Annotated in this window: 23 protein-coding genes; 11 read left to right on the forward strand and 12 right to left on the reverse strand. The window is 40.6% G+C overall.

Annotation, left to right across the window (positions count from 1 at the left end):
- The first annotated feature begins 52 nt into the window (after window positions 1–52).
- From FTU12_RS07195 to alr, 7 genes are all read left to right on the forward strand, one after another.
- Window positions 53–2,170 carry a hypothetical protein gene (locus FTU12_RS07195; RefSeq protein ID WP_180114055.1) on the forward strand — a complete coding sequence of 706 codons (2,118 nt, stop codon included), beginning with the start codon at window positions 53–55 and terminating at the stop codon, window positions 2,168–2,170.
- Window positions 2,171–2,176: 6 nt separating this feature from the next.
- Complete coding sequence (locus tag FTU12_RS07200) at window positions 2,177–2,965, forward strand: DUF3142 domain-containing protein (RefSeq protein ID WP_168377858.1); 789 nt, start codon at window positions 2,177–2,179, stop codon at window positions 2,963–2,965.
- Between the two features lie 157 nt (window positions 2,966–3,122).
- Complete coding sequence (gene rpsF, locus FTU12_RS07205) at window positions 3,123–3,509, forward strand: 30S ribosomal protein S6 (RefSeq protein WP_004696436.1); 387 nt, start codon at window positions 3,123–3,125, stop codon at window positions 3,507–3,509.
- A gap of 12 nt (window positions 3,510–3,521) precedes the next feature.
- Window positions 3,522–3,749, forward strand: coding sequence for a 30S ribosomal protein S18 (gene rpsR / locus FTU12_RS07210; protein WP_004278792.1), 228 nt, complete (start codon window positions 3,522–3,524; stop codon window positions 3,747–3,749).
- A gap of 9 nt (window positions 3,750–3,758) precedes the next feature.
- Window positions 3,759–4,205 carry a 50S ribosomal protein L9 gene (gene rplI, locus FTU12_RS07215; RefSeq protein WP_078188585.1) on the forward strand — a complete coding sequence of 149 codons (447 nt, stop codon included), beginning with the start codon at window positions 3,759–3,761 and terminating at the stop codon, window positions 4,203–4,205.
- Between the two features lie 238 nt (window positions 4,206–4,443).
- Window positions 4,444–5,883, forward strand: coding sequence for a replicative DNA helicase (gene dnaB / locus FTU12_RS07220; RefSeq protein WP_180114056.1), 1,440 nt, complete (start codon window positions 4,444–4,446; stop codon window positions 5,881–5,883).
- 48 nt (window positions 5,884–5,931) lie between these two features.
- The gene (alr, locus tag FTU12_RS07225) at window positions 5,932–7,005 is read left to right on the forward strand and encodes an alanine racemase (RefSeq protein ID WP_180114057.1); all 1,074 of its coding nucleotides are present in this window, start codon (window positions 5,932–5,934) and stop codon (window positions 7,003–7,005) included.
- Window positions 7,006–7,100: 95 nt separating this feature from the next.
- Here the strand turns inward: alr and FTU12_RS07230 are convergent, their stop codons facing one another.
- From FTU12_RS07230 to FTU12_RS07245, 4 genes are read right to left on the reverse strand one after another with little or no spacing between them, the layout of a single operon-like run.
- Entirely contained in the window at window positions 7,101–7,835 is a 735-nt protein-coding gene (locus tag FTU12_RS07230; protein ID WP_168377741.1) for a proteasome-type protease, read from the reverse strand.
- Window positions 7,836–7,852: 17 nt separating this feature from the next.
- On the reverse strand, window positions 7,853–8,632 hold the full coding sequence (locus tag FTU12_RS07235) for a transglutaminase family protein (protein ID WP_168377742.1): 780 nt from the start codon (window positions 8,630–8,632) through the stop codon (window positions 7,853–7,855).
- Entirely contained in the window at window positions 8,629–9,231 is a 603-nt protein-coding gene (locus FTU12_RS07240; RefSeq protein WP_168377743.1) for an alpha-E domain-containing protein, read from the reverse strand. Before FTU12_RS07240 ends, FTU12_RS07235 begins: the two co-directional genes overlap by 4 nt.
- A gap of 22 nt (window positions 9,232–9,253) precedes the next feature.
- Window positions 9,254–10,801 (reverse strand): circularly permuted type 2 ATP-grasp protein, encoded by a 1,548-nt coding sequence (locus FTU12_RS07245; RefSeq protein ID WP_180114058.1) that lies wholly within the window; start codon window positions 10,799–10,801, stop codon window positions 9,254–9,256.
- A gap of 260 nt (window positions 10,802–11,061) precedes the next feature.
- Between FTU12_RS07245 and FTU12_RS07250 the strand changes: the two genes are divergently transcribed.
- Window positions 11,062–12,060: a YafY family protein gene (locus FTU12_RS07250; RefSeq protein ID WP_180007905.1), complete on the forward strand. Its 999-nt coding sequence runs from the start codon at window positions 11,062–11,064 to the stop codon at window positions 12,058–12,060.
- Between the two features lie 840 nt (window positions 12,061–12,900).
- Entirely contained in the window at window positions 12,901–14,571 is a 1,671-nt protein-coding gene (locus FTU12_RS07255; protein WP_180114059.1) for an FMN-binding glutamate synthase family protein, read from the forward strand.
- Window positions 14,572–15,021: 450 nt separating this feature from the next.
- Here FTU12_RS07255 and FTU12_RS07260 read toward each other — a convergent pair whose 3' ends face one another.
- From FTU12_RS07260 to FTU12_RS07275, 4 genes are read right to left on the reverse strand one after another with little or no spacing between them, the layout of a single operon-like run.
- Window positions 15,022–16,065 (reverse strand): alpha/beta hydrolase, encoded by a 1,044-nt coding sequence (locus FTU12_RS07260; protein ID WP_168377747.1) that lies wholly within the window; start codon window positions 16,063–16,065, stop codon window positions 15,022–15,024.
- Window positions 16,065–17,204 carry a YdcF family protein gene (locus FTU12_RS07265; RefSeq protein ID WP_180114060.1) on the reverse strand — a complete coding sequence of 380 codons (1,140 nt, stop codon included), beginning with the start codon at window positions 17,202–17,204 and terminating at the stop codon, window positions 16,065–16,067. The genes FTU12_RS07260 and FTU12_RS07265 overlap by 1 nt, the downstream gene beginning before the upstream one ends.
- Before the next feature lie 22 nt (window positions 17,205–17,226).
- Window positions 17,227–18,261 (reverse strand): UDP-N-acetylmuramate dehydrogenase, encoded by a 1,035-nt coding sequence (gene murB / locus FTU12_RS07270; RefSeq protein ID WP_180005226.1) that lies wholly within the window; start codon window positions 18,259–18,261, stop codon window positions 17,227–17,229.
- Between the two features lie 9 nt (window positions 18,262–18,270).
- Window positions 18,271–18,786, reverse strand: a complete 516-nt coding sequence (locus FTU12_RS07275; protein WP_180005225.1) for a low molecular weight protein-tyrosine-phosphatase — start codon at window positions 18,784–18,786, stop codon at window positions 18,271–18,273.
- A gap of 118 nt (window positions 18,787–18,904) precedes the next feature.
- Here FTU12_RS07275 and FTU12_RS07280 point away from each other — a divergent pair, with 118 nt between their 5' ends.
- Together FTU12_RS07280 and FTU12_RS07285 are read left to right on the forward strand one after the other, a co-directional pair.
- Window positions 18,905–20,065, forward strand: coding sequence for an iron-containing alcohol dehydrogenase (locus FTU12_RS07280; protein WP_180114061.1), 1,161 nt, complete (start codon window positions 18,905–18,907; stop codon window positions 20,063–20,065).
- A gap of 36 nt (window positions 20,066–20,101) precedes the next feature.
- On the forward strand, window positions 20,102–20,533 hold the full coding sequence (locus tag FTU12_RS07285) for a thioesterase family protein (protein WP_180007898.1): 432 nt from the start codon (window positions 20,102–20,104) through the stop codon (window positions 20,531–20,533).
- 21 nt (window positions 20,534–20,554) lie between these two features.
- Here the strand turns inward: FTU12_RS07285 and dnaX are convergent, their stop codons facing one another.
- The 4 genes from dnaX to FTU12_RS07305 all read right to left on the reverse strand — a co-directional run bounded on the left by dnaX (window position 20,555) and on the right by FTU12_RS07305 (window position 25,686).
- A complete protein-coding gene (gene dnaX, locus FTU12_RS07290; RefSeq protein WP_180114062.1) occupies window positions 20,555–22,801 on the reverse strand; it encodes a DNA polymerase III subunit gamma/tau in 2,247 nt (748 codons plus the stop codon).
- Window positions 22,802–22,935: 134 nt separating this feature from the next.
- Window positions 22,936–23,385: a copper resistance protein NlpE N-terminal domain-containing protein gene (locus tag FTU12_RS07295; protein WP_180114063.1), complete on the reverse strand. Its 450-nt coding sequence runs from the start codon at window positions 23,383–23,385 to the stop codon at window positions 22,936–22,938.
- Window positions 23,386–23,469: 84 nt separating this feature from the next.
- A complete protein-coding gene (locus tag FTU12_RS07300) occupies window positions 23,470–24,756 on the reverse strand; it encodes a serine hydrolase (RefSeq protein ID WP_180114064.1) in 1,287 nt (428 codons plus the stop codon).
- A 75-nt stretch (window positions 24,757–24,831) separates the two neighbouring features.
- On the reverse strand, window positions 24,832–25,686 hold the full coding sequence (locus FTU12_RS07305; RefSeq protein WP_180093552.1) for a MaoC/PaaZ C-terminal domain-containing protein: 855 nt from the start codon (window positions 25,684–25,686) through the stop codon (window positions 24,832–24,834).
- Window positions 25,687–25,705 lie beyond the last annotated feature (19 nt).

The raw sequence follows: 25,705 nt of genomic DNA on the forward strand, positions 1-25,705 counted from the left end.
AACTTTCCCCACTTGATATCATTGCACCTACAATTATAAATAACTGTGCCTTATGTCTTCTCAACAAAAAATTCTTCGCTCTGCTCTTTTCACATCATGTATTCCTTTTGGCATTTTCTTTAGTGCACACAGTCATGCAGGTATGGATGTCTATTGTGAACCTTCGACTGAAATTCAGACCACTGCCTATACTGCATGCAATGAATTGCCTGCGCTCACGCCGGCAAATGACAATCAAACCAATATGCTGCTGTTGCTTAGCGATTTAGGCATTGCCAAATTTAATATTCAAGAAGAAAAATCCACTTTATGGACAACTAGCTATAGCAAAGTTCCTTTTGAAGTTTCCAGTCTTTTAGTGAATAGCCACAATAAATTGCCAAATGCACGCAAACCTCTAAAAGCACCAGATTTAAGCTATAACGAGCATTGCAATAGCCTGCAAAATGGTGCGCACGCGTTTATTCAACAAGTCAAAACGGACACTAAGCTTTCAAGCAGTGAAAAAGACATGTTGATCCATGAGCGTGAAAAAATTAATAATTGTGAAAACACATTAGCTTTACTGAGCGTGAATCCAAATTGGTCTGCCGCTGCACGTCAATATGTATCCTATCTAAATGCAACGATCTCTTTTTATAATACTCACTTTTCCACAGCGACTAAGATTTATTCAGTACTAACCAATGTTGATCAAGCGTGGTTAAAAGAAACTTCTCAATATATGCTGATTCGTAGCACCTTAAATGAAGCCTATCAAAGTGGTGTTGGTGAATATGGTGATTTAGTACATGACAAACTCAATCAAAACTTATTAACCACTTTTTTTAATAACATTACTCAGTACTTTAAGCTCTATCCGCAGGGTCAATATGCAGCAAGCGCACGCGGTTTATTAAGACGTGGTTTTTGGCTGAGTGGTAAACACGATTTACTGATCAATGAATATGTCTGGCAAATCAATCATCCAACATCCAGCGTCTATAATTTAGAATTGCCAAATCTACCTTATGAATTAGATCGACATGTTTTTCAAAGTAATAGACTCAATGTCAAAAATTTGAAAGATCCATTTTTTCTTAGCATTTATGACCTTATGCATATGCGCAAAAAAGAAACGGCAGATGATGTGGTCATTTCATGGGCTGAGTTAAACGCACAGAAAAATTATTTTAAAGATTCACTAGAACTGTTCCAGTATTTGCAGGCAAATCACTTATTTTATGTGCAAAACAAAGCACAAGAAGCACTCAAATATCTGCCACAACGAGCACCGAGCAGCATCAACAGTTATCTACAGTTGAGTCAGTTACTACTTAAAGGCCGTATTCTGGAAGCTAGTGGGCGAAATCAGGCCACTCAAAAATATTGGGAAAACCTACTTTCCATCAGCAAAACCGCCGAACAACGTGGATTGGCTGAACTTATGCTGTATCGTTACTATGCTCAACAGCAAAATACTGCACAATTTATTGGTTCTTCAGCCAAAATCAAGCAAGCTTATCTACAGCAACAATATTTAGTCGATGCAGCGAATGAACAAAGTTTAATGTCTGTGGTCAAAAATAATGTGGCCACACAAGATCAAAAAAATGTAGCGCTTTATACCCTACTAAATAAGTCATTGGCTTATCAAAACTTTGATTTATTTAACCAAGCGTACCGTGAATTACCAAGCAACGCGGCTCAATTTAATACTGAACAAAACACTGCGGAGAAGTTTCGCAATCAGCCATCATTTGCAAATTTCTTATGGAAAGGTGCAAGCGTGAGCAATTCGATTAAATGTCCTGACTTGGCAACTTTGACCCAACAATTGCAAGTCAACCCAAAAGACTTGAGCCTTAATTTATGCTTAGGTGAATATGCGCGTAGTTCACAAGCCTATACCATACTAAATCTCAACTACCTGCCTGATCATTCACTGCAAAGTTTCAAGGGGACTTATTTTGCCCGTGGCGATGTATATAAAAACATTATTAAAACAGGGACAAAATCTGAATTAACGGCTTATGCGCTGTACCGTGCCATTCAATGTTATGCGCCAAGTGGCAATAATGAATGCCAAGACAAAGATGTAAATAAGTCGGTTCGAAAACAATGGTTTGATCAAATCAAACGCGACTATCCAGAAACCAGCTGGGCTAAATCTCTAAAATATTATTGGTAATTGATGATGATTTTGCAGGTGATCAAGTGGTCAAGAACATTTCGACTTTTGCTTATCTTGAGTATAGGTTTGTGCTCTGCTTGCACACCTGCCCAATCTGGAAAAACACAACAGGCTCAAACCAAATTACAGCAACGTGTTGATGCAGCACATTATTCAAGTTTTTGGATTTGGGGCAATATTTCTAGTAGCCCCTACTTACAGCAAGCCACGGAGCTCTATATTTTACAAGGTGAATTGAATTGGAATAAACCTTTAAAACGATCCGAGTTTATCCCTCAAGGCATTCAAGTCCTCCATAAACCACAGCAGAAAATTTGGATTGTAATCCGTAGCCATCATTTACAATGGTCAAATAGCAATATTCAGCAAATTTTGCAGCGGCTAAAACATTGGGAAAATAACGGCAATCAGATCCAAGGCTTACAAATCGATTTTGACGCAAAAACTAAAAACATTCATCAATATGCCTTATTCCTTGAAAATATACGAAAGCAACTACCTCAAAAATATCGTTTAAGCATTACTGGTTTAATGGATTGGACAAATATTCAAGATCAGCAAACGCTCAGTGTTTTGCGACGCAATATTGATGAGATCGCTATTCAAACTTATCGTGGTAGTGTCACGATCGAGAATTACACGAGCTATTTGAATAAAGTCTCAAAATTGAAACTACCTTATAAAATAGGCCTTGTACAAAATGGCCTTTGGCAAGCACCCAAACATTTAATTCAAGATCCTTATTTCAAAGGTTATGTGGTGTTTTTATTGCGTACCGCTAATCGGCCTTAAACCATAAATAATTCATGCATTTTAAATCCATGCCTTGTATTTCAAACCTAAACGCTCTAGAATTCACGCTTCGCAATTATTGCGACACAACTTTGGTTGTGACTCCTTGCTTCAATCAATTAATGATTGGGGCTGCCTAAACCGTAAGGAGCTGACAATGCGTCACTACGAAATCGTACTATTGGTACATCCAGACCAAAGCGATCAAGTTGTGGGTATGGTAGAACGTTACCTAACTCACATCAAAGAAGCTGAAGGTCAAATCCACCGTCTTGAAGACTGGGGTCGTCGTCAATTGGCTTACCCAATCAACAAGATCCACAAAGCTCACTACATTCTTATGAATGTTGAGTGTGGTCAAACTACTCTTGATGAGCTAGAAGAATTGTTCCGTTACAACGATGCAATCATTCGTAGCCTTATCATCCGTCGTGAAAACGCTATCACTGAAGAGTCACTATTGGCTAAGAGTGCTGAAGAAAAACGTGCGCGTAAAGCTCAACGTGAAGAAGCACAACAAGCTCAAGACTCTGCTGAAGCATAAGGAGAACATAACATGGCACGTTTTTACCGTCGTCGCAAGTTCTGCCGCTTTACAGCTGAGAACGTTACGTACATCGACTACAAAGATATCGACACTTTAAAACAGTACATCACTGAAAACGGCAAGATTGTTCCTAGCCGTATTACAGGTACTAAAGCTCGTTACCAACGTCAATTAGCGCTTGCTATCAAACAAGCTCGCTACTTGTCTTTGATCCCTTACACTGACAATCATAAGTGAGGTTGAGCTGTGGATATTATCTTATTACAACGCATTAAAAACCTTGGTAAATTAGGCGATAAAGTTTCAGTTAAAGCTGGTTACGGCCGTAACTTCCTTATCCCTCAAGGTAAAGCAGTTGCTGCTACTGAAGCTAACACTGCTGCATTTGAAGCTCGTCGTGCTGAACTTGAGAAACAAGAAGCTGAAGTATTAGCTGCTGCTCAAGCACGTGCTGACCAATTGAACGAAGTTAACATCGTGATCACTGCTAAAGCTGGTGACGAAGGTAAACTATTCGGTTCTATCGGTACTCGTGACATCGCTGACGCGTTAACTAATGCTGGTCTTGTTGTAGACCGCGCAGAAGTTCGTTTACCAAATGGTGCGCTTCGCAACACTGGTGAATTCAACATCGCAATCCAATTGCATCATGATGTTGTTGCAGAAGTTCTAGTTACTATCGTAGCTGAGTAATTTCTTGCAAAGAAAAGAGCATGCTTACGCATGCTCTTTTTTTATCTGTAAAAAATAGTGCTCCAACTTTTTTATATTTTTAACTCTTCATTCAATTCAATGTATGACGAATTAATCGGAAATACTTGTTCGCATTTCTGTAGAAAACGCCTATCATTTCAGTTCAATGAAGAGTTGAAAAAACTGTAATTAGCACCCATTTCCATCACATTAAATGGTTTCAGCATCAGGGATTTTTATGTCACAGGCGAATGCCATCAAGCCAAACTCTACGCCAACAGCAAAAACCACAGAACAAAGTTCGTTGAAAGAGTTTCGTACCCCACCCCATAATCTTGCCATTGAACAAGCTGTACTAGCCGCACTGATGACTGTGGCTGAGTCTTTTGAGCAAGTGGGTGATGTGCTGACAGAAGCTGATTTTTATGCAACACGACATAAATATATTTTCCGAGCCATCGATCAATTATCGAAAGACAATTCACCGTATGATGCTGTGCTGGTCAATGACTGGCTAATTAAACAAAACCTACTTGATGCTGCTGGTGGTGAAGAATATCTGATGCAATTGATGTCAGATTCCCCTTCAAGTTTCTATAACATTGAAACGTATGCAGCCAAAATTAAAGAGTTCTCAACCTTACGTAATATGATTAAGGTCAGCTCTGAAATTTTACAAAATGCCTATGACACCAAAGGTCGTACGGTCAGTGAAATTTTAGATCTAGCAGAAACCAATATTTTCTCGATTGCCGAACAACACAACAATAACGCCAAAGCACAAGGCCCTAAAGCCATTAACTCTGTCGTTGCCAGTGTTTTTGATAAGTTGAATGAACTTTCACAAACTGAAGGTAGTATCACGGGTTTAACTACTGGATTTGTTGAACTTGATAATAAAACCTCAGGTATGCAAGCAGGCGATTTGATTATTGTAGCGGCTCGTCCATCGATGGGTAAAACTACTTTTGCCATGAACTTGGTTGAAAGCGTGCTGTTTAATAACAACCTGCCCGCTCTGGTTTATTCCATGGAGATGCCTGCAGACTCAATTGCCATGCGTTTGATATCCTCATTCGGTCGTGTACACCAAGGGCATTTACGTGCAGGTAAAATGGATGCTGATGAATGGTCAAAAGTCACCAGTACCATTGTGCATCTCCAAGAAAAGAATTTGTATATCGATGACTCATCTGCACTTCCTCCAACGGAAGTACGTGCCCGTGCGCGACGCATTGCAAAAATGCATGGCGGTAAACTCGGCTGTATCATGGTCGATTACTTGCAGCTTATGAAAGTACCCGGTATGGGCGATAACCGTGTTGGCGAGATCTCGGAAATTTCCCGAAGCTTAAAGGCACTGGCTAAAGAAATGCACTGCCCTGTAATTGCACTGTCTCAGTTGAACCGATCACTGGAAAACCGCCCTAATAAACGCCCAGTGATGTCCGACTTACGTGAATCGGGTGCGATCGAGCAGGATGCCGATTTGATCATGTTTATTTACCGCGACGAGGTTTATAACAAAGAGTCTAAAGAAGCAGGTACTGCAGAAATTATTATTGGTAAACAGCGTAACGGTCCAATTGGTACTGTGCGTCTTGCCTTCGAAGGTCAATACACCAAATTTAGTAACCTCTCCCCTGAGTTTTATGCTCAGTATGATGATGAAGAGTAAAGACTCTTTATCATCCATTAATTCATCGACCCTGTAGGAGTATTTAGGGTGCGCCAAGCTACAGTTTATATTGATCAACAAGCACTTCAATATAATTTAAACCGTGTCAAACAACTTGCCCCAACCGCTAAAATTGTAAGCATGGTGAAAGCCAATGCTTATGGACATGGAGTTAAAGACTGCTTAGCAGCCTTAAAAGACAGTGATGCCTTCGGTGTTGCTTGCCTAGAAGAAGCCTTAGAAATTCGTGAGTTGGGTTATGAACAACCCATTACGTTGATTGAAGGTATTTTCTCAGATGATGAAATGCAAATTATCATCGATAAAAAAATTGAATGTGTAGTGCATCATCAGCAACAACTAGATTGGTTACGTGCGCATAAAGATGCCTATATCGCTCAAGGTCTAAAAGTTTGGGTCAAACTCAACAGCGGTATGAACCGTTTAGGCTTTAAAGTGCCTGAAATTATTGATGTCATCAATGCATTAAAGGCGGAAGGTTTTACTTGCGTACTGGCGATGCACTTTGCCAATGCCGACGCAGAAAATCATCCTTTAAATGACCAACAACGTGAACAATTTTTACACGTCAAAGAAGCTTGTGCGCCAATCATGGGTTCGTGCTGTAACTCGGCTGCGATTTTCAAATGGCCAGAACTGAATTTTGATTTTGTTCGCCCGGGCATCATGCTATATGGCGCAACCCCTTTTGCAGATCGTTCTGTAGAAGCCTTAGATCTTAAACCAGTGATGACCTTTACCGCTGAAGTGATTGCTTTAAACACCATTCAAGCTGGTGAATCTGTGGGTTATGGATCGACTTTCGTTGCAGAACAAGAAATGAATCTTGCGATTGTGTCGATTGGTTATGGTGACGGTTATCCACGTGCCTTCCCTAAACAAAACTATGTATCTATTCAAGGACAAAAAACGCGTGTGATTGGCCGTGTTGCCATGGATATGATTGCAATTGATATCACCGGTATGCATGCACCAATAGGCACTGAAGTTGAGCTTTGGGGTAAAGACCGTTTAGTTGATGACGTTGCAGAAGCGAACGGAACCATTGGCTATGAATTATTATGCCGTATGAGCGCGCGCCCTGTACGTAAATTAGCTTAATTAGCCAAATCAAAAAGCCCAGATCAATTCTGGGCTTTTTTTTATCTCGCTTTTTTTATTCACTTTTTAAATTGATCGATTTGTTGATCAAATGGTTATTGAAAATAGTCAGCTGTTGGTTTTGCCAATTCAATCAAACCCTGACGCAATGCTTCTGACCAGCCTTTACTGATCATGGTGAAATATGGGTCCTCTTCATAAATGCGCTTACCATTTGGTATTTCTAAACTGTCTTTTTTATAAACCAAAGCATCTAAAGGCATACCCACTGACACATTTGAGCGTATCGTTGAATCAAAAGAAATTAAGCTACAACGCATTGCTTCATCGAGCGGCATATCGTAACGCAAAGTTCGGTCGAGTATCGGCTTGCCATATTTGCTTTCGCCAATTTGAAAATATGGGGTATCTGGTGTCGCACAAATAAAGTTGCCTTGTGGATAGATGTTATATAACTGCATATCCGCACTGCCAATTTGACCGCCTACCAATAAACTACAGTAATAATTACTTTGTTCTAAAATATCTGAGGTGACATCTGAGATGACTTTTTTTAAGGTATGCCCGACCAATTCAGCCACTTCGAACATCGTATTTACACTATATAAATTCGGCTCTTGTTTGACCTCTAGCTGATTTTGTAAATGCCCAATGACCGCTTGTGTTGTGGCTAAATTTCCAGAGGTTTGGATGGTAATAAATCGCTCACCCACAATACCAAAGGAATAAAGTTTGCGAAAAACTGAAATATGGTCAACACCTGCATTTGTCCGTGTATCACTGATAAATACCATGCCATCTTTTAACCGTAATGCACAACAATAGGTCATTTTTATCCCTCAAATGATTAACAACTCAGCACTTGTACAATTGAGCTCATAGACTCAATACCACCTTTATCACGAACGCCTCGAACTGGAGCTACATCCCAGTAGTCCCGCCCAATCGCAACATAAATATGTGATTGTGGTGTAAATAGCTGATTACTGACATCAAAACAATACCATTTATTTTCGATATAGACTTCTACCCAAGCGTGACTGGCAAGGTGGCTACTATTCGGCACAAATAAATACCCAGAAATATAACGTGCAGGAATACCCAAATAGCGACACATTGCGATCATGACATGGCTATGATCCTGACATACCCCTTGCTTATGATGAAAAGCATCAATCGCTGAAGTATGTACCGATGTTTGATTCGATACATAGGGAATATGCGCCAATATCGCTTCAGCCAAACGAATCAGATTGGCACGATTGATACGAGGGACATAGCAATCGGCAAAACTTTTCATGTGAATATCGTACTGCGTACTCGGCGTTGGCTGTAAAAACAATTTCGGGTTTAAATCATCCGCATTTGAATCATTTGAACTCAAATTCATCTCTACGATGCCCTGCGCCATAATGGTCATTTGCAGATAAGGTTCGCGCTGCGTTGTGGTCAACCACACATTACCAAAAGTATCCAATTGCATATCACGCTGCCCCGGCACACTCACATCCCAATTTTGCACCTGTTGGTGTGCATTGGTGGACGGGGTCATTTTGATATATTGAATGCTTCTGTTTACCACATCAGTGTAAACATAATGGGTCTGATGGTTGATCATGAGCCTCATACAGCCACCTCAAACATATTTTGGATATGATCACTGAAATGGTAGAAGTTTTGGCTATTCGGCTGCTGTTTAAGTGCCAACCATGCCTCTTGCACGCTTTCCCATCCAAACTGAACCAAAGCCATGACAATATGTTCAATCTTCGCTAGGGTGTGTTGAATGTCCTGCTGCATGCGTAACTGGCGATCAAGCTGCTCTATGGCTTGTCCTAAACTAAAAAATAAAAATACATCTTCAGATTCGGACTCTAAAACATCTTGGCAATCTGTTACCACGTCACAGATATAACCTGGGTTATCACTCGCATTACGAATTAAACGGCTGAGTTCTGCATAACTTTTTGCTGAAAGTACACCCCTTAAGTCCTGAATATTACTTTGCGCATATTGAAATTGGCTGGAAAATGACGCCGGCTGCTCCGCATTTAAAACTAACTCATTCATTGAGTCGGCATCAAATGCTGGCAAACAAAAAGCATGTGCATAGTTCAATGCCGTATCAACATCTTGAAAAGGGAAAATACTGCATAAATATTGAGTACGTGCTAAATAACGCCCCAACCAAAAAATATGTTCTGCATTACTGTTTAATAAAATCATGTTTTGCTCCTTCACTGGAGTGCTATGAGCGTAAATCGTCTACTACCCACGTATCTTTAATGCCGCCGCCTTGAGAAGAATTCACTACCAATGAACCTGCTTGCATCGCGACACGAGTTAAGCCACCCGGTACAATTTCAGTTCGATATGGTGAACTCAGTACAAATGGGCGTAAATCGATATGGCGTTCCGAAACACCCGCCTCACTTAGGGTTGGGTTGACAGATAAATTTAAAGTCGGCTGTGCAATATATAAATGTGGTGCTGCGGCCACTTTATCTTTAAAGCTATTTAATTCTTGTAAAGAAGCTTGTGGACCGATCAGCATGCCGTAACCACCTGAACCCTGCGCTTCTTTGACCACCAATTTTTCGATATTCGACAGCACATAGTCCAAGTCGTTCTGCTCACGACATTGATAGGTCGGCACATTTTTCAGGATCGCTTGTTCGCCTAAATAGAAATGAATCATTTTATCCACATATGGATAAATCGATTTATCATCTGCTACGCCTGTTCCCGGTGCATTTGCAATGACCACATTATGTTGCATATACGCTGACATGAGCCCTGCTACGCCCAAAGTACTGTCAGGTTTGAAACATAATGGATCGAGAAAAGCATCATCCACACGACGATAAATTACATCAACCTGTTGTCGGCCTTTAATGGTTTTCACATAAACCTTATCGTTTTCTACATAAAGGTCACGCGATGTCACTAAGGGTACATCCATCTCCCTTGCCAAAAAAGCATGTTCATAATAAGCACTGTTAAAACGCCCTGGGGTTAAAACCACGATAAACGGGTTATCGACGTAGGCATTTTCTGCAAGAATTTCACGTAAAAGCTGCGGATACTGCTCAATCCCCATGATGTTGCTTTGCTGGCAAAGTTCAGGCATCAGTTTTTGACTGATCTTACGGCTTTCTAGCATATACGACACACCAGACGGTGTTCTAAGATTATCCTCAAGGACGTAAAATTCGCCTGATTGATCTCGGATGATATCAATGCCACTGATTTGGCTATAAATTTTACCTTTTAGCCCATGCATATACATTTGTGGCAAATAGGCTTCATGGGTTAAGACTTGCAGTTCAGGAATAATTCCTGCTTTTAAAATATCTTGTTGATGATAGACATCATGTAAAAACAGATTGAGTGCTTTCACGCGCTGTGCACAGCCTAGAGATAAATTATTCCATTCCTTTCGTGCAATCACACGAGGAATAAGATCATAAGGTATGGTGCGTTCAATGCCCTCATCTTCGCCATACACTGTAAAGGTAATGCCTTCATAGAGAAAATGTTGTTTTGCAACCTGATTCAGCTGCTTCAATTCATCAAGCGTATGCTGTGATAACCACTGCTCTATCCGTTGGCATGATTCTTTAGCTACCGTTTTGCTATCGCGCATTTCATTAAAAAAATCCGAATAAAATTGATTAAACAGCGCATGTCCTCGAGCAAGAGGTAAATTTTTTAATGTAGAGACAGAAGTATTGACTAACTTTGCCTCATAACCCTCAATTCCATTTGAAGTTGTATTACGATTTTCTTTCAGCATAGCAACTCCATGTTTTTGTCATGTTTTGTAAATCAGATAAAGCAATATATATGCCATCAATACATATGCTGCTTCTCTTTGATTATTTATGCATCATTTTTGCAAAGTGGTACAGCATGTAACTGCTCAAGTTGTGTCAAATTGCGTTATTAAAATCATCTTAGTTTTTTCAGATGAAGACTTGCTTAACGCAGGAAGATTTCTTATTGTGTCCCACAGCATCATTTTATTCATTTAAGTCCAAGTTCAAGCACTAGATTATGTCTTCACAAGAAAAAGAAACGTCGAACAGCCTCTATCGTCAGTGGCAAATTCTTTCACGACTGTCCACAGGTAAGTGGATGGGTACGCGTGAATTACAAGAAATACTGAACCGTGAAGGCATTGATATCAGCCTACGCACCATTCAGCGTGACTTAAATCAAATTTCTCTGCGTTTCCCAATTGAGAGTAGTAAAACAACGCCACAAGGCTGGCGTTGGCGTTCTGATGCACCGATTCAAAGCTTGCCACATATGACTAGCTCACAAGCGGTCACCTTTATGATGGTTGAGGAACACCTAAAACATTTGCTTCCACCAAGCTTAATTGAAGAAATGAATCCTTGGTTTGACCTCGCACGTCGGAGCCTGTCGTCGCAAAATAATGTTCGTCAGTGGATTAACCGCGTGCGTATCGTGCCAGCAACTCAGCCATTGATTCCACCAGTGGTTGAAAAGGCCGCACAGCAATCGATTTATGAAGGTTTACTACAAGACAAACAACTTGAATGTCTATATCAAGGTCGTGGACAGCAAAGCGAAGAAAAAACCTATATTTTAAATCCACTGGCGTTGGTCCAAAAAGGTGCAATTATTTATTTGGTGTGCACACGTCATGACAAAACAGACATCCAAACCTTTGCTTTACATCGTTTTAAATCTGCTACGGTCTTAAATTCACGTGCATTACACCCTGTCGATTTTGATATTGATGCCTATATTGACTCTGGAGCGCTTGGCTTCCGTGTGGACTTCAATAAGCCGACTGAAATGATTCAGCTCAAATTAACCATGTCGGAATCAGAAGCAGTTTATTTTGAAGAAAGTCAGCTAAGTAAAGATCAAGTGATTCAAAAAACCGAAGATGGCTGGGTTGAAGTTAGCGCAACAGTACCATTTACCTCTCAGTTAACTTGGTGGCTACGTAGTTTTGGTAAAAAGATTCAGAAAATTGAACCTGAAGAAGTCGCTGTCGTTGTACAACAACGCAATGACTAAACCGATCTAAGGTTTTCTGCTACCTGAAATACTAACTAATGTTACGCACATAAAAGTAATTTCGCATTTTAAAAATGATTTTTAAGTCTATTCGACGGAGTCTTACATCTAGGGTTTAAATAAATGAATTAGCCTTCGGCTGGAGGTACTTTTGTTTCGGCAAAAGCACCCAAAACCATTGTCATCCGCAAAACTCGTTCACTAACGTCTACTTATTCAAAGTATCGCAAAAACATTTTTAAATAAATGTAGTCCTGTCTCAAACACTTGCGGATGACCTTACCGCGTATCATTCTTTTATTTGAGGTGACAACTTCTAACGCATAATGAATATCTAGTACATTATTTATGCTTAGATTTTCCCTTAAAATATCAACACATAAAAAAGTCCCAACGCTGGGACTGGATAATTTCTTAGAATATTTTTGTAATTTTAGTCGTTTAGGTCAAAGGAACTACAGCATAAGTACCTGCTGAATACCTTATGCCGTAGCGCTAATTTCTCATGGCTATAATCAATTACTGACATAGGCAGGCTAGGTCGGCATTATTATAACGAATAGATTTCATAGTCATATTCAGCACCTCGTGTTTAGAAAGTAAAATCACTTTAACCTTCATTTTGCGCACTGTGAAATAACAAGAACCGCGCTACTTTTCACAAATTTTCTTAAAGAACATTCCTGCTTTTCTTATCTCATTTGGCTTTAAATGAAAAATTCATCCAACTTCAGTGCTGTTTTTTATAAATGCTACACTGAATCAACAAATTAAAGCTTGAGCATTGTGCATAAACTCGGCAAATTATGAGCAAATGAGCTGAATAAGATTTTTCAAAATATGGCCAGTCCAGCGCAAACTATTCGCCACAAGCTACTGAATACTTTTTTTTCTCGGCATTCCATTTGGTTTGTTTGTATTTTTATCTTCCTACTCATTTCGAGTTTTCATTTAGGTTATTCCCCTCGTTATATTCAATATTTTATTCCACAGACCTTATTGAATAGTATCTGGGTCATTACTGGGCTTTTGAGTTTATTGGGTTTGTATGACGTCATACAAAACAAACATTCGATTTTAAAAAATTACCCCATCATGGGGCACTTTCGTTTTCTTTTTGAAGAATTTCGACCTGAAATTCGCCAATATTTTATTGAATCTGATCAAGATGCACTGCCCTTTTCTCGTATGCAGCGTAGTTTGGTCTATCAACGTGCAAAAAACCAAAATGCAGATAAACCATTTGGTTCAATTGTTGATGTATACCAAAATGATTACCGCTTTATCAATCACTCCTTGTCACCTTGCATTCCTGCCATTCCTGAAACATTCCGTATTAACATCGGTAATGAACAATGTAAGCAACCGTATAGTGCATCGATATTAAACATTTCTGCGATGAGCTTTGGTAGCTTAAGTGCCAATGCCATTCGTGCCTTAAACTTAGGTGCAAAAATGGGCAATTTCTACCATGACACCGGTGAAGGCAGTATTAGTCCGTATCACTTGGAAAATGGTGGCGACATTGTTTGGGAACTCGGTAGTGGTTACTTTGGCTGTCGTACCATTGATGGTCAATTCGATCCTGTACGTTTTGCTGAACAAGCCAAGCACCCTCAAGTCAAAATGATTGAGATCAAATTATCTCAAGGTGCAAAACCAGGCCATGGTGGTATTTTACCTAAAGACAAAATTTCCGAAGAGATTGCTCAAATCCGTGGTGTCAGCCGTGAACATGACTGTATCTCTCCATCTAGCCATCCTGCCTTTAGCACCCCTATTGAAATGATGCAATTTATTCAGCAATTGCGCGAGCTTTCCGAAGGTAAACCTGTAGGCTTTAAACTGTGTATCGGGCAACCATGGCAATTTATGAGTATCGTAAAAGCCATGTTACATACAGGGATTACACCCGATTTTATCGTGGTTGATGGTTCTGAAGGTGGGACTGGCGCAGCGCCAATTGAATTGATCGATAATATGGGTACGCCACTGCGGGAAGGCCTACTCTTTGTCAATAACACCCTGATTGGTGCAGGCTTACGTTCAAAAATTAAAGTGGGTGCCAGTGGTAAAATTATTAGTGCTTTTGATATTGCCAGTACCATGGCAATTGGCGCAGATTGGGTCAATTCGGCTCGTGGCTTTATGTTTGCAGTCGGGTGTATTCAGGCTCAAAGCTGTCACACCAACCAATGTCCTGTTGGCGTTGCAACGCAGGACAAAGACCGTCAAAAAGCCATTCATGTCCCAACTAAAGCAGAGCGTGTTTTTAATTTCCACAAAAATACCTTGCATGGTTTATCTGAACTTATTGCCTCTGCGGGTTTACAACACCCGTCGGATATCCGTGCACACCATCTAGCACAGCGTATTAACAACCGTGAAATTAAAAACTATGCACAGCTACATTTTTGGTTAAAAGATGGGGAGTTACTCAGCTGTGAAAATAAAGATGAAGAAAACTTCTATTTCCGTATGTGGAATATGGCACATCTAGAAAAGTTCTGATTCCTACCCCATAAAAAAAGAGGCGACTACGCCTCTTTTTTTCGTCTAGATCCATCACACCGATTAAGGTAGGCTGTGCTCAATCGTCAATTAGTAACTGATGTTACGCGCGTAAAAGTAATTACGCATTTTTAAAATAATTTTTAAGCCTATTCGACGGAGTCTTACATCTAGGGCTTAAATAACGGGATTAGCCTTCGGCTGGAGGTACTCTTACGAAACGTTGTTTCTCATTTGGTAAAATGAGAAGCGTGCTTCGCAAGGAAACCATCTTGCGGTGCAATGCACCTCACCAACAAAACTCGTTCACTAGCGTCAAATTATTCAAAGTATTGCAAAAACATTTTTGATTAGGAGTAGTCCAGTCTCAAATACTTGCGGATGACCTTCCCGCGTATCGTACTTTTATTTGAATCAAATTACGCTCCTGATGTTAGTGCGTAACATCAGTTAGTAATAAGACTTACTGTTGGATTGAGCATGCAAGAATGCCGGGATCAAACCTGTTAATGCAGCACGAATATCGGCACGTTCATTAATCAGCTGATGCGAACCTTCTTCAAGCATGAGAAGCGTCTGTAAACGAAATTTACGACGTATAAACTCAATGTTATAACGCCAATCTACCGTCTGATCCTGTGCGCCTTGCGCTAACCACACTGGAATACGGCACGCTGGGCGTTCTTCCATCTCCTGCATCCATTTTGACATGGCCAAAATCCAATCCATCCCCATCATTCGAGGTTGTAGTGGATCTTTTAAGCGGACAAAACGTAAAAACTCAGGGTTATGATTATTCCGTCTAAAATGACGTGGCACTTCACGTTTAATACGACGAATAATGCCTAATCCAACCGAGTTATGCCACCATGCCGTTTTTGCAGGACGAATCAGCGGAGATAATAATAAAACCCGTTCGACATAAGGGTTTTTGCGATGTTCAGCAAAATCTAACAGATGATGCAGCCAAATCGCACCACCCGTACTCTGCCCAATCCCTAACCACGGTGTCGGTAATTGAGCTGCATGTTTCACATAACGATATACCGCTTCCAAAACTTGTTGGTAATGGTCAAAGTTTTGAATACTGGCTGGCGAGCCATTGCTTAGACCATGCCCCGGTAAATCATAGGTCAAAACACTAAAACCTTGATCTAAGAGCTCACGAATAATCGGCTGATATATTCCACTATGCTCTAAATAACCATGTAATAAAAATACAGTGCCTTTAATGACATCTGTTTCAGCCTTTAGTTTCGGTTGAAACACTTGTACATGTAGTTTGAACAAAGGCATTTCTACATAGCCTTGCCAATGTTCGCAGTTCAAGGCATCTAAGCCGTAGAGTCGTCGATAAGATTGTATTTCGACACTAGGCTCAAACGGCCGATTTAAATTTAGCGGTTCTAATAATTGTGGGGTTAATTCTCGACTTGGAACAGGAAGATCTAATTGTTTAAGGATCGAAGGATTAAGAAATGGGATATCTGACATTATGGGACCTCCCGACAGTCACTTGAGCCAAACCAAACGTCACGTAAGGTAGCTAATAATTCATAATTGGCACGACGACTATGGTCATAATTTTTTTCACTTGGTCGCCATGTGGTTAATGTCGTTGGCATAGGTGCAACAACAGGAATGGTTTCGATACCATTTAATGCAAATAAACGCCGTGTTCGAGGCATATGATATTGGTCGGTGATTAAAATAACCGTCGGTGCGCCGCCTTTTTTCTGTAAAAGTAACGAACTAAAGCGTGAATTTTCGCAAGTATTCATACTCCGGTTTTCAAGCAATTTCGCATCGACATCATATTGCTTTAACCAAGCTTGCATATACGGTGCTTCCACACCACTCAGTACAATCGGTAGCTTATGTGTGCGTTCGACATCGAGTGTTTTTTCCAGTCGAAGTCGTGTGTAGTCATTCACCACGATATCTTTATCATTTTTATCTAAAGTTAAGCCACCACCTAACACCACGATCGCATACGGATCTGCGGTTGGTTTCTTCAGGGTTTTATCTTTCATTTTGGCTAGATCAAGATAGGTTTCATCATCGATCGGTTCCGCTTCTGAAGCCGCTTGTTCAATTTCATGAGTTTTTAAGAACTCTGTATATTGCGTCATGAGTCCTTTATTTTCCGCACTATTGAGCTCAAGCAGCTCTTTCATTTTTTGAGCAGGATTTTCCGCCATTGCTTCAGAGGATGCCGCCTCGGATGCAGAAGGATTCAGCAAAGGAACTTTCGGTATGTCCTTTTGATTATCACTTATTTCTTTTTCATGTTCTTCTTCAATGAGCTGCTGTAAAGCCTTATAACGCGCTTGTATAAGGGTCAAGTCTTGAGGCTCATCAGACTGTATGGCTTGCTCCATGAGTTTTAAATACGCTTGGCGCGCGATCCATAAGTCAGAACCCGGCTCATAGTTATCATCATCACTCAAAGCACCGAGTTTTTGACTTTGCGCTGCGAGCTGATTGACTTCTACAGGAACGAAATAATTTAAACTTTTAACGATCAATTTAGAATAAAACGGCGTATAGATAAAAATCATCAGACAGCCCAAAAGTACAAATAGCACTGCGGCAATTTGTACTAAGCGAACCATCCAATGTGTTTTATGCATAAATCTAAAACCTATGTTTTTATTAATCTGCGTGAGATCGAATCAAGCCATTTGTATCAAATAATACAGGCTCTGGATGTAGTTCAATATTAAATTTTTCAAAAACATCATGTTGTACAGCTTTGTAAGTTGTACGCACATCTTGCAGCGTGGCGTCTTGGTAATTGACCAATACCAAAGCTTGCTTATGAAACATTCCCACTGAACCCACAGATTTCCCTTTCCAACCCGCTTGGTCAATCAACCAGCCCGCTGCCAGTTTTACCGCATTATTCGGTTGTGGGTAATGGGGTAAATTTGGAAATTGCAGCGCAATTTGGTCAAAGGCTTGCTGGCTAATCACAGGATTTTTAAAGAAACTTCCGACATTTGGAAATTCTTTGGGATCTGGAAGTTTAGTTTGGCGGATATGAATGACTTGCTGTTGTAGGTTTTCTGCACTTAAGTCTTCGCTTACAGCCTGCTTTAAATCACCATAATTTAATTTTAAATCGGCGTGTTTTAAAAGTTTAAAAGTGACATGCGTAATAATAAAACGCTCTGGCTCATCTTTAAAAATACTATGGCGATATGAAAAATGACAATCGGCAGCGCTAATACTACTTTGCTGTTTTTTTACACGATCATAGACCTGTACAGATTCAATAAATTCACCCGCTTCAACACCATAAGCCCCGATATTTTGGACAGGTGAAGCCCCTACTAAACCGGGTATCAATGCTAGATTTTGTAAGCCATAAAACTGGTGTGCCGTCGTCCAAAGTACAAAGTCATGCCACACTTGCCCTGCACCCACTTTTAAAGTTTGGGTTGCGGCATCGTCTTGTACATATTCAATACCTTGAATATCCATATGCATCACTAAAGCATGTATTTGCTCAGGCAACAGCATATTACTGCCTCCTGAAAGTACCAATACATTTAATTGCTCAGCTTTGGCAAAGTCGAGCGCTGCTTGGATATCTTCTACCGATTGAACACGTACATAATGAGATGCTACAGCATCGAGACTTAATGTATTAAATGGCTTAAGCTGAACCTGTGTTTGAATTTGCATTCTTAAACCTTAATTTTTTTGCTGTGCTTGTAACTGAGTTTTTAAATAATTGACCCAAGCCTGACTGCTAGATTCGCATTGATCTAATACATGTTCAAACCCTGCATCACCACCATAGTACGGATCTGGTACTTCTTGTTGCGGATATTGGTGATCATGTTGACTCATCAAAGACACTTGGGCACGTAGCTGACCCAATTGTTGCTGCGCTTTTTGCATGAGGTTTTGAATATTGTCTAAATTTTCGTAGTCCATGGCCAAGATCAAATCAAATTTAATAAAATCATGAACCGTTAACTGACGTGCGCGTAATGCAGATAAGTTATAGCCACGTAATTTTGCATGCTGTTGACTACGAAGATCAGGCGCTTTACCCGGATGATAATTGCTCGTACCCGCAGAATCGACGTGAATATTGAGTTGCGCTTCATCACAAAAATGTCTAAAAACCACTTCAGCCGTAGGTGAACGGCAAATATTTCCTAAACAAACACACAACACCTTATATGGCGTGCTGGATGACATAACAACCTCAAGACTACTTTTATTTCAAGCGTCTTATGTTAAGTTATTTACAGGATGAATCCTATATCAACACTCAAGAATAATGTTTATTTGGATATAAAAAATTAGGGATAAGCCAATGAGTCAATTTCAGTTTCAAACCGTCAGCAATATTATTTCAGGCTTAGGCTCTATTTCCCAACTGAGAGAGGTCCTAGACGACTTTCAAGCCAAACGTGTCATGCTTGTGACCGACCCCGGTATGTTGCAACAACAATTACATTTACCCATTTTGGATATTTTAGAAAGTATCCATCAAGATTATGTGATTTATTCCAGTATTCAAGCTGACCCTGCAGAACATATAGTTTTAGATGCAGTTCAATTTGCCAAGAATGAAAAAGTGGATTTGATTGTTGGCTTTGGTGGTGGTAGTTCAATGGATGTGGCTAAAATTATTGCGATCTTAGCTCATCCTAAGCAAACACAACAAATCAGTGATTTATATGGTGTTGCTAATGCAAAACGACCTCGCTTGCCACTCATTTTGATTCCGACAACGGCAGGGACTGGCTCTGAAGTCACACCAATCTCTATCGTCACTACAGGTGAAACCACCAAAACTGGTATTGTCTCCCCTGTATTGTATGCCGATGTCTGTATCCTCGATGCGAACTTTACATTAAATCTTCCCGCACACATTACCGCAGCAACCGGTATCGATGCCATGGTGCATGCCATTGAAGCCTATACGTCAAAAATTAAAAAAAATCCGTATGCGGATATGCTCGCCAAACAAGCTTTGCGTTTACTCAATAAAAACTTAGCACTGGTTTTACAAGATGGACATAACCTTGAAGCGCGTCAGCACATGCTAGTCGGTTCAATGCTTGCAGGTCAGGCCTTTGCTAATGCACCTGTTGCAGCGGTGCATGCACTCGCCTATCCACTCGGTGGACACTTTCATCTATCGCATGGTCATACCAATGCACTGGTTCTAGCCGAGGTGTTAAAGTTTAATGCACCTCAGGCCAAGCAGCATTATGCAGAACTCATGAGTTGGCTAGATCCATACAGTACGGGCTGTACCGATGGTTTATGTGATTTATTTATTGATCATATGCAAAATCATTTAGATCAGAGCGGTTTGGTGCTAAAACTCAGCCAACTGAATGTGCCTGAAAATATGCTCAATCGTTTAGCAGAAGACGCATTATTACAAACACGACTATTACAAAATAATCCGCGAGAACTGCAGTTTGAAGATGCACGCCAGATTTACCAATCAATTTATGCCTAAAGTTCACTCATTTTTGAAATAAAGAAAATACCAACGATGAAACCTGAAACTAAACGCCGCCAAAACTATCGATTTTTATTTCCAATCCAAACGCGTTGGGCAGACAACGATATGTATGGCCACGTCAATAATGTCACCTATTACAGCTATTTTGATACCGCTGCAAATGCGCTCTTGATTCAACATGCCGGTTTTGATTTGCGAAATACCCCGATCATTGGTTTAGTGGTCGATTCAGCCTGCAGCTTTTTACAAGAACTGTCCTATCCTGAAATCATTGAAGTTGGGGTTTCGATTGAAAAAATTGGCAATTCTTCACTGCGTTATGACTTAGCCATTTTTAAACAAGGACAAAATGAGGCTGCTGCCCAAGGACATTTCGTACATGTGTTTGTCGACCGCCAAACACGAAAAAGCACCTCGATACCCGATGATATGCGATATGCTTTAACTCAGTTTTTACTTTAATTTTTATATCCAGCTTAAAACTTATTTGAGCTGGATATTTTGCAACTCACCATCAAAGCTTTTGAGTAAGTCTTTCACAACAGGCTCTGCATGTAATAACTCATTTGCACGTGCAAACGCTTTTTCTTTGCGGACATGCTGTAAAGCATACGGTGTGGTTTCTTCGACATCTTCAAAGCTGATATGGAAACGACATTTTGACCATTGTGCATGAATGGCTTGTTCCAATACATGCTGTAATTGAGTCACTAAAGCTTCGTATCGCTTTGGAATATGGAAAGTCGATTCACCGTCAATCGTACCGCGCATAATGCCATGCTGCGCCAACTCTTGTACCGCAGGTGAAAGTTGACTATTTCGGAACCAATACTCCCACTTTTCGACCGTCCACTCACCTTCAAGGGTTTGAGGCTGTAAAGTCAAAATATCTTGTGGCATCAAGGGAGAAGATGAACCCGTTTGAACAACATCCGAAGAAACGGAACTTTGCGTAACTTGTGGTGATGCTAGATCAAAACCATTGTCGCCTTGAGCACCCGAAACTGATTCATTCACCACATGTTGTGGTTCAATGGCATTTATCAAATGTGGCTGAGCTGTTTCAGGCTCTACACTTTTTGACTCTAAAGCTGTTGGTTCTAAAGGTGTAATATCTTCAAAATTTATAGCGCTCACATCAACTTCTTCAGTTTCAGTACTCGGCGTCGGATCTAAATCAAATAATGTATCTTCTGCCACGGCATCCATAACAAGCGTGTCATTTTGCTGTGTCGATACAGACTCAACCGGTGCAACCTCTTGCGTATCTAGAGTGCCATTTGCTGTAGATGCTGTAGAAGTTTGGCTTATTGCGTCTTCTTCAGGATCATCTAAAAAATCATCAGATGAAGGTTCGTCGGCTGCAGGTGCAGAAACATAGCCATCATCGTCATCATCGTCATCATCGTCATCATCGTCATCATAATGTGAATCATCAAAATCATCGAACGCTGGCGATGTGTCTACAGCGGGTACAGCTTCAGGCTGCTCAACAGTGGCAACCTGTGCAGCAGACTCAACAACGGTATTGGGTTGCTGCAAAGACTGTGTTTGAGTCGGCTGAACTGTTTCGGCCTGATTTTGAGCAAGCTGTGGCTGTGCGGCTGACTCTTGCTGTACGGCAGAGACCAACATTTCGTTTGGCTGTAATGGTCGGAATGCTAATAGACGCAGCACACACATCTCAAAACCTTGCTCTTGCGTGACTGCCAACTGCAAGTCTGCCCGACCTTTGCATGCGACTTGATAATACAACTGCAAATCTTGAGCTGAAATCAACTGCGACAATTGCATAATTTTTTGATTGATCTCAGCGCTATATTTCAACGCTAAGTCTGGCAAGTATTGTAATAATGCCAGTTCATGTAACGTTGAAATCAACTGATCTAATACCAGCGAAACATCCAACGCTTGTTGACGGAATTGCATGAGTAAAGCACTCACGCGTTCACGCTGATTTTGATGAATGGCTAAAATCAAATCATAAATGATCGTACGGTCAATTAGGCCCAACATGTCTTTAACATCTTGGTGCTGAATTGAACCCTGACCATAGGCAATGGCTTGGTCAGTCAGTGACAGCGCATCACGCAGTGAACCTTGAGCCGATTCAGCAATTTGCCAAATCGCATCTTGCTCCGCTTGAATTTGTTCTTTTTGTAAAATATCGGTCAGATGCGTGGTGATTTCATCCACGGCTAAAGGACGCAAAGTAAATTGCAAGCAACGTGAAATGACCGTAATCGGTAATTTTTGTGGATCTGTGGTTGCAAATAAGAACTTCACATGCTCTGGCGGTTCTTCGAGAGTCTTTAATAACGCATTAAATGAATGCGTAGAGAGCATATGCACTTCATCGATTAGATAAACCTTGAAGCGACCTTGGGTTGGTGCATAAGGAACGTTGTCGAGAAGCTCTCGGGTATCTTCAACTTTGGTCCGTGATGCCGCATCGATTTCAATTAAATCAATAAAACGACCTTCATTTACTGCTTTACACGTTGGGCAGACTTCACACGGCGTTGAGGTTACACCCGTTTCACAGTTCAGACATTTTGCCAAAATACGGGCAATGGTGGTTTTACCCACGCCTCGAGTACCTGTAAATAAATACGCATGATGTAACCGACCACGTTCTAAGGCACTGGTAAGTGCGCGTGACACATGGTTTTGCCCCACGAGTTCAATGAAATTTCGTGGACGGTATTTTCGTGCAAGTACTTGATACATGTATGCTCCTTTTTACAGGTGTAAGCATACTGTTTTTTTGTCTAATAGTGAAATAAATGGCAGAGTTTGGACAATAAAAATCCGATCTTGGGCTCTCCCAATGATCAGGCAAATTTAATATAAATTACGAATGCTTAAACTGCTTTATTTAAAAGGAAATCACTTTGCATTTGATAGCGTTTCGCCGTCTGGTCTTCCCGAATTTCAAGTAATTGCTGATCCAAATCAACATACAAAAGATTACGCGTTTGCACATTCATAAGTTCTAGCTGCTGCTTTGATTCATCTTTAAAACGAATTACACCTTTTAGCACTTCTACTTCGTTATGACCACTTAGACTTTCACGAGTAAGTGTATAGGTTTGGTCTTCATGTAGCTCAAGAGCCACAGCCATACCGGGACAATCTTCACAACGAGAAAGACAGCCCATACACGGCGTTGTACCTTTAAAATCACCGACCCATGCAGCTTGCTGTTTTTCGGCAGTAATCGCTTCTATCTCTTTTGCTTTCGTTTGAGTTGAATCCTGACAACCCAACATTGCCGACGTTACTACTAAGGGAATCAAAACAACTTTTTTCATAGGGATATCACAGCAGTCTAAAACTACGTGGGAAAATAGCATATTTTTCACATTTCCCCAATTCCTGTTCTATCCCGAAGTATCTTAAAGCCAGCCCTTACGTCCTTTAAGTGCTTTGTCTGCACAGCGTAGCGTTTCTTGAGTTAAGCCCCATAAGCGATAATCGCCAGTGATTGAACCCGTCGCAAAGTTATGTGTATAAGCAAAACTTAAATCACGCTGCGGATCACACCAGGCCCCAGAACCATTAAAACCTATATGTCCAAAACCTTCACTAGATTTGCCTAAAGTTAAAATGCGGTGATAACCCAAACGCCAATTCATTGGTAAAGGCATAATACGATCACGTTTTTTATATTGAATTTTACTTAAAGATTCAAAAACTTGTGGCGTGATTAAGGTCTGTCCTTGCCACTGCCCTTGGTTAGCCAGCATTGCATAGATTTTCGCTAAACTATTGGCACTAAATACACCAGTAGCCGCAGGTATAATGGCTTGTAAACCCTCATCACTAAAAAATGAAAACTTGCGCATTCCTTTAGGAATCATACCATCTTGAAAGTCTTGCAAATTTTGTCCAGAAAGTTGCAGGAGCTGATCAAAGATTGACGCTTTTCGTGTCTCTGTCTTTTTTTTCGTTGTCTGCGCTTGGGTATTTTCTTGTGCAGATGTATCTACAGCACGTTCTTCTTTTTTCTTTTTCGGGATCAAGCGTGCAACCTTACCAAGTTGATGCTCTGGTACGCCAAAAAATGCATGATCCAATGCCAAAGGCTCAACCAAATAGTGTTGCATTAGTTCAGCAAGCGGTCGACCAGTGGCCTTTTCAAGTACACCACCGACTTGCCAACCGAAGGTTAACGGTTGATATGCTGCATCAGTTGATGGCTCAAAACGTGGCTTAGCTTGTTCGATGACTTTAAGCATATGTGACCAATCAGCCATTTCAGATGCTGTTTGAATGATATTACGAATATCGTATAAACCACTCTGATGACTCAGCATGTGCCTTAATGTGATATCCGACTTACCATTTTGAGCAAACTCCGGCCAATATACGGCAACGGGAGTATCGTAATCTAGAAAGCCTTCGCTCACTAAGATATGTGCAAGCGTTGCAAGTACACCTTTACCCGTGGAATAACAGACCGAGGGCGTATTGGACTGCCAAGCTTCTTCGGCTGACTTTTTACCGGTCCAAATATCCACGACTTTTTGACCTTTAAAATACACCACTAAGGCGGCTCCGCCTAAGTGGGTTCGAGCATCCTGCATACGGCTAAATTGCGCCGCCAAATCTTGAAACGCCTCGTCAACCGTACCTTGATAATTATTCTTTTGTGCAAATAGATATTCTTTGAGCGCCTGCATCATCATTCCTTTGAATATGAATCGCTTGAGATTAAAACAAAAAAGCCTAAACCGATATCGATTTAGGCTTAAGTCTTAAAGTGCCTTTACACTTCCCGCGACATGCGGTTTTTTGTTTTTGCTATTTCGAATGGCAAACTCGGTATCTTGTCCAGTTTGAGCCGTTAAAAACTCAACTTGTGATGGGAGATACATCGGCAGTTTAAACCAGACATCTGCTTCATACGCATCTGGCAAAGTTAAGCTCGACAAGGCTTTGGCTTTACTCCACATACCATGTGCAATGGCTTGTTTAAAACCAAACGCTTTAGCGGTTACAGCATGAATATGAATTAAGTTAAAATCACCAGAAGTCAACGCATAACGGCGACCGGTATTTTCAGAAACATTCCATTCAGCTTGAACTTGCAACTCTGCTGGCTTTGTTTCGGTAGATTTTGCCGCAGCTTTGTTCTCTGTTTTTTGACGTGCTAAATACGTGGTTAATGATTCTACAACCACTTCATCGCCCACTTTTGCAGTGGTAATAAAGTCAAATTGCACGCCTTTATCATGTGGCTGTAATTCACCAAATTTGCATGACAATGACAGTGTTTCATTCACACCGACTTTGCGATATTGCTTCACTTGGTTACGAATATGTACCAAACCTAAGATCGCAAAAGGAAAAGCTTCCGTGGTCATCATATGCATTTGCAAACTTTGAGAAAGCACAGCCAAATAAATCGCTGGGATATAACCATTGTTTTTAAAGCCACACACTTCGTTATAGGCTTTTAAATGCTTTTGATCAACCTTAAATGAATCCACCACATATTCAACTTGCGGCAGCACTTTTTCAGCTTTAGGCTTTTTAAAAATCAAGCCTTGAATCACTTTTGGATAGGCTAAATAAGGTTTTGGAAGTTGACTAAAATGGCGAGTATTCATACTAAACCTTTGGAAGTTT

The organism is Acinetobacter sp. YH12063 (assembly GCF_013419715.1).
Classification (GTDB): domain Bacteria; phylum Pseudomonadota; class Gammaproteobacteria; order Pseudomonadales; family Moraxellaceae; genus Acinetobacter; species Acinetobacter amyesii.

Coding starts and splice junctions, on each gene's coding strand:
- FTU12_RS07200 (WP_168377858.1), top strand. CDS start 2,177: ATGATTTTGCAGGTGATCAAGTGGTCAAGAACATTTCGACTTTTGCTT.
- FTU12_RS07255 (WP_180114059.1), top strand. CDS start 12,901: ATGGCCAGTCCAGCGCAAACTATTCGCCACAAGCTACTGAATACTTTT.
- FTU12_RS07260 (WP_168377747.1), bottom strand. CDS start 16,065: ATGTCAGATATCCCATTTCTTAATCCTTCGATCCTTAAACAATTAGAT.
- FTU12_RS07245 (WP_180114058.1), bottom strand. CDS start 10,801: ATGCTGAAAGAAAATCGTAATACAACTTCAAATGGAATTGAGGGTTAT.
- murB (WP_180005226.1), bottom strand. CDS start 18,261: ATGCAAATTCAAACACAGGTTCAGCTTAAGCCATTTAATACATTAAGT.
- dnaB (WP_180114056.1), top strand. CDS start 4,444: ATGTCACAGGCGAATGCCATCAAGCCAAACTCTACGCCAACAGCAAAA.
- FTU12_RS07275 (WP_180005225.1), bottom strand. CDS start 18,786: ATGTCATCCAGCACGCCATATAAGGTGTTGTGTGTTTGTTTAGGAAAT.
- FTU12_RS07300 (WP_180114064.1), bottom strand. CDS start 24,756: ATGCAGGCGCTCAAAGAATATCTATTTGCACAAAAGAATAATTATCAA.
- FTU12_RS07280 (WP_180114061.1), top strand. CDS start 18,905: ATGAGTCAATTTCAGTTTCAAACCGTCAGCAATATTATTTCAGGCTTA.
- FTU12_RS07195 (WP_180114055.1), top strand. CDS start 53: ATGTCTTCTCAACAAAAAATTCTTCGCTCTGCTCTTTTCACATCATGT.
- FTU12_RS07235 (WP_168377742.1), bottom strand. CDS start 8,632: ATGAGGCTCATGATCAACCATCAGACCCATTATGTTTACACTGATGTG.
- FTU12_RS07265 (WP_180114060.1), bottom strand. CDS start 17,204: ATGCATAAAACACATTGGATGGTTCGCTTAGTACAAATTGCCGCAGTG.
- FTU12_RS07230 (WP_168377741.1), bottom strand. CDS start 7,835: ATGACCTATTGTTGTGCATTACGGTTAAAAGATGGCATGGTATTTATC.
- rpsF (WP_004696436.1), top strand. CDS start 3,123: ATGCGTCACTACGAAATCGTACTATTGGTACATCCAGACCAAAGCGAT.
- FTU12_RS07285 (WP_180007898.1), top strand. CDS start 20,102: ATGAAACCTGAAACTAAACGCCGCCAAAACTATCGATTTTTATTTCCA.
- FTU12_RS07305 (WP_180093552.1), bottom strand. CDS start 25,686: ATGAATACTCGCCATTTTAGTCAACTTCCAAAACCTTATTTAGCCTAT.
- FTU12_RS07240 (WP_168377743.1), bottom strand. CDS start 9,231: ATGATTTTATTAAACAGTAATGCAGAACATATTTTTTGGTTGGGGCGT.
- rpsR (WP_004278792.1), top strand. CDS start 3,522: ATGGCACGTTTTTACCGTCGTCGCAAGTTCTGCCGCTTTACAGCTGAG.
- FTU12_RS07250 (WP_180007905.1), top strand. CDS start 11,062: ATGTCTTCACAAGAAAAAGAAACGTCGAACAGCCTCTATCGTCAGTGG.
- dnaX (WP_180114062.1), bottom strand. CDS start 22,801: ATGTATCAAGTACTTGCACGAAAATACCGTCCACGAAATTTCATTGAA.
- FTU12_RS07295 (WP_180114063.1), bottom strand. CDS start 23,385: ATGAAAAAAGTTGTTTTGATTCCCTTAGTAGTAACGTCGGCAATGTTG.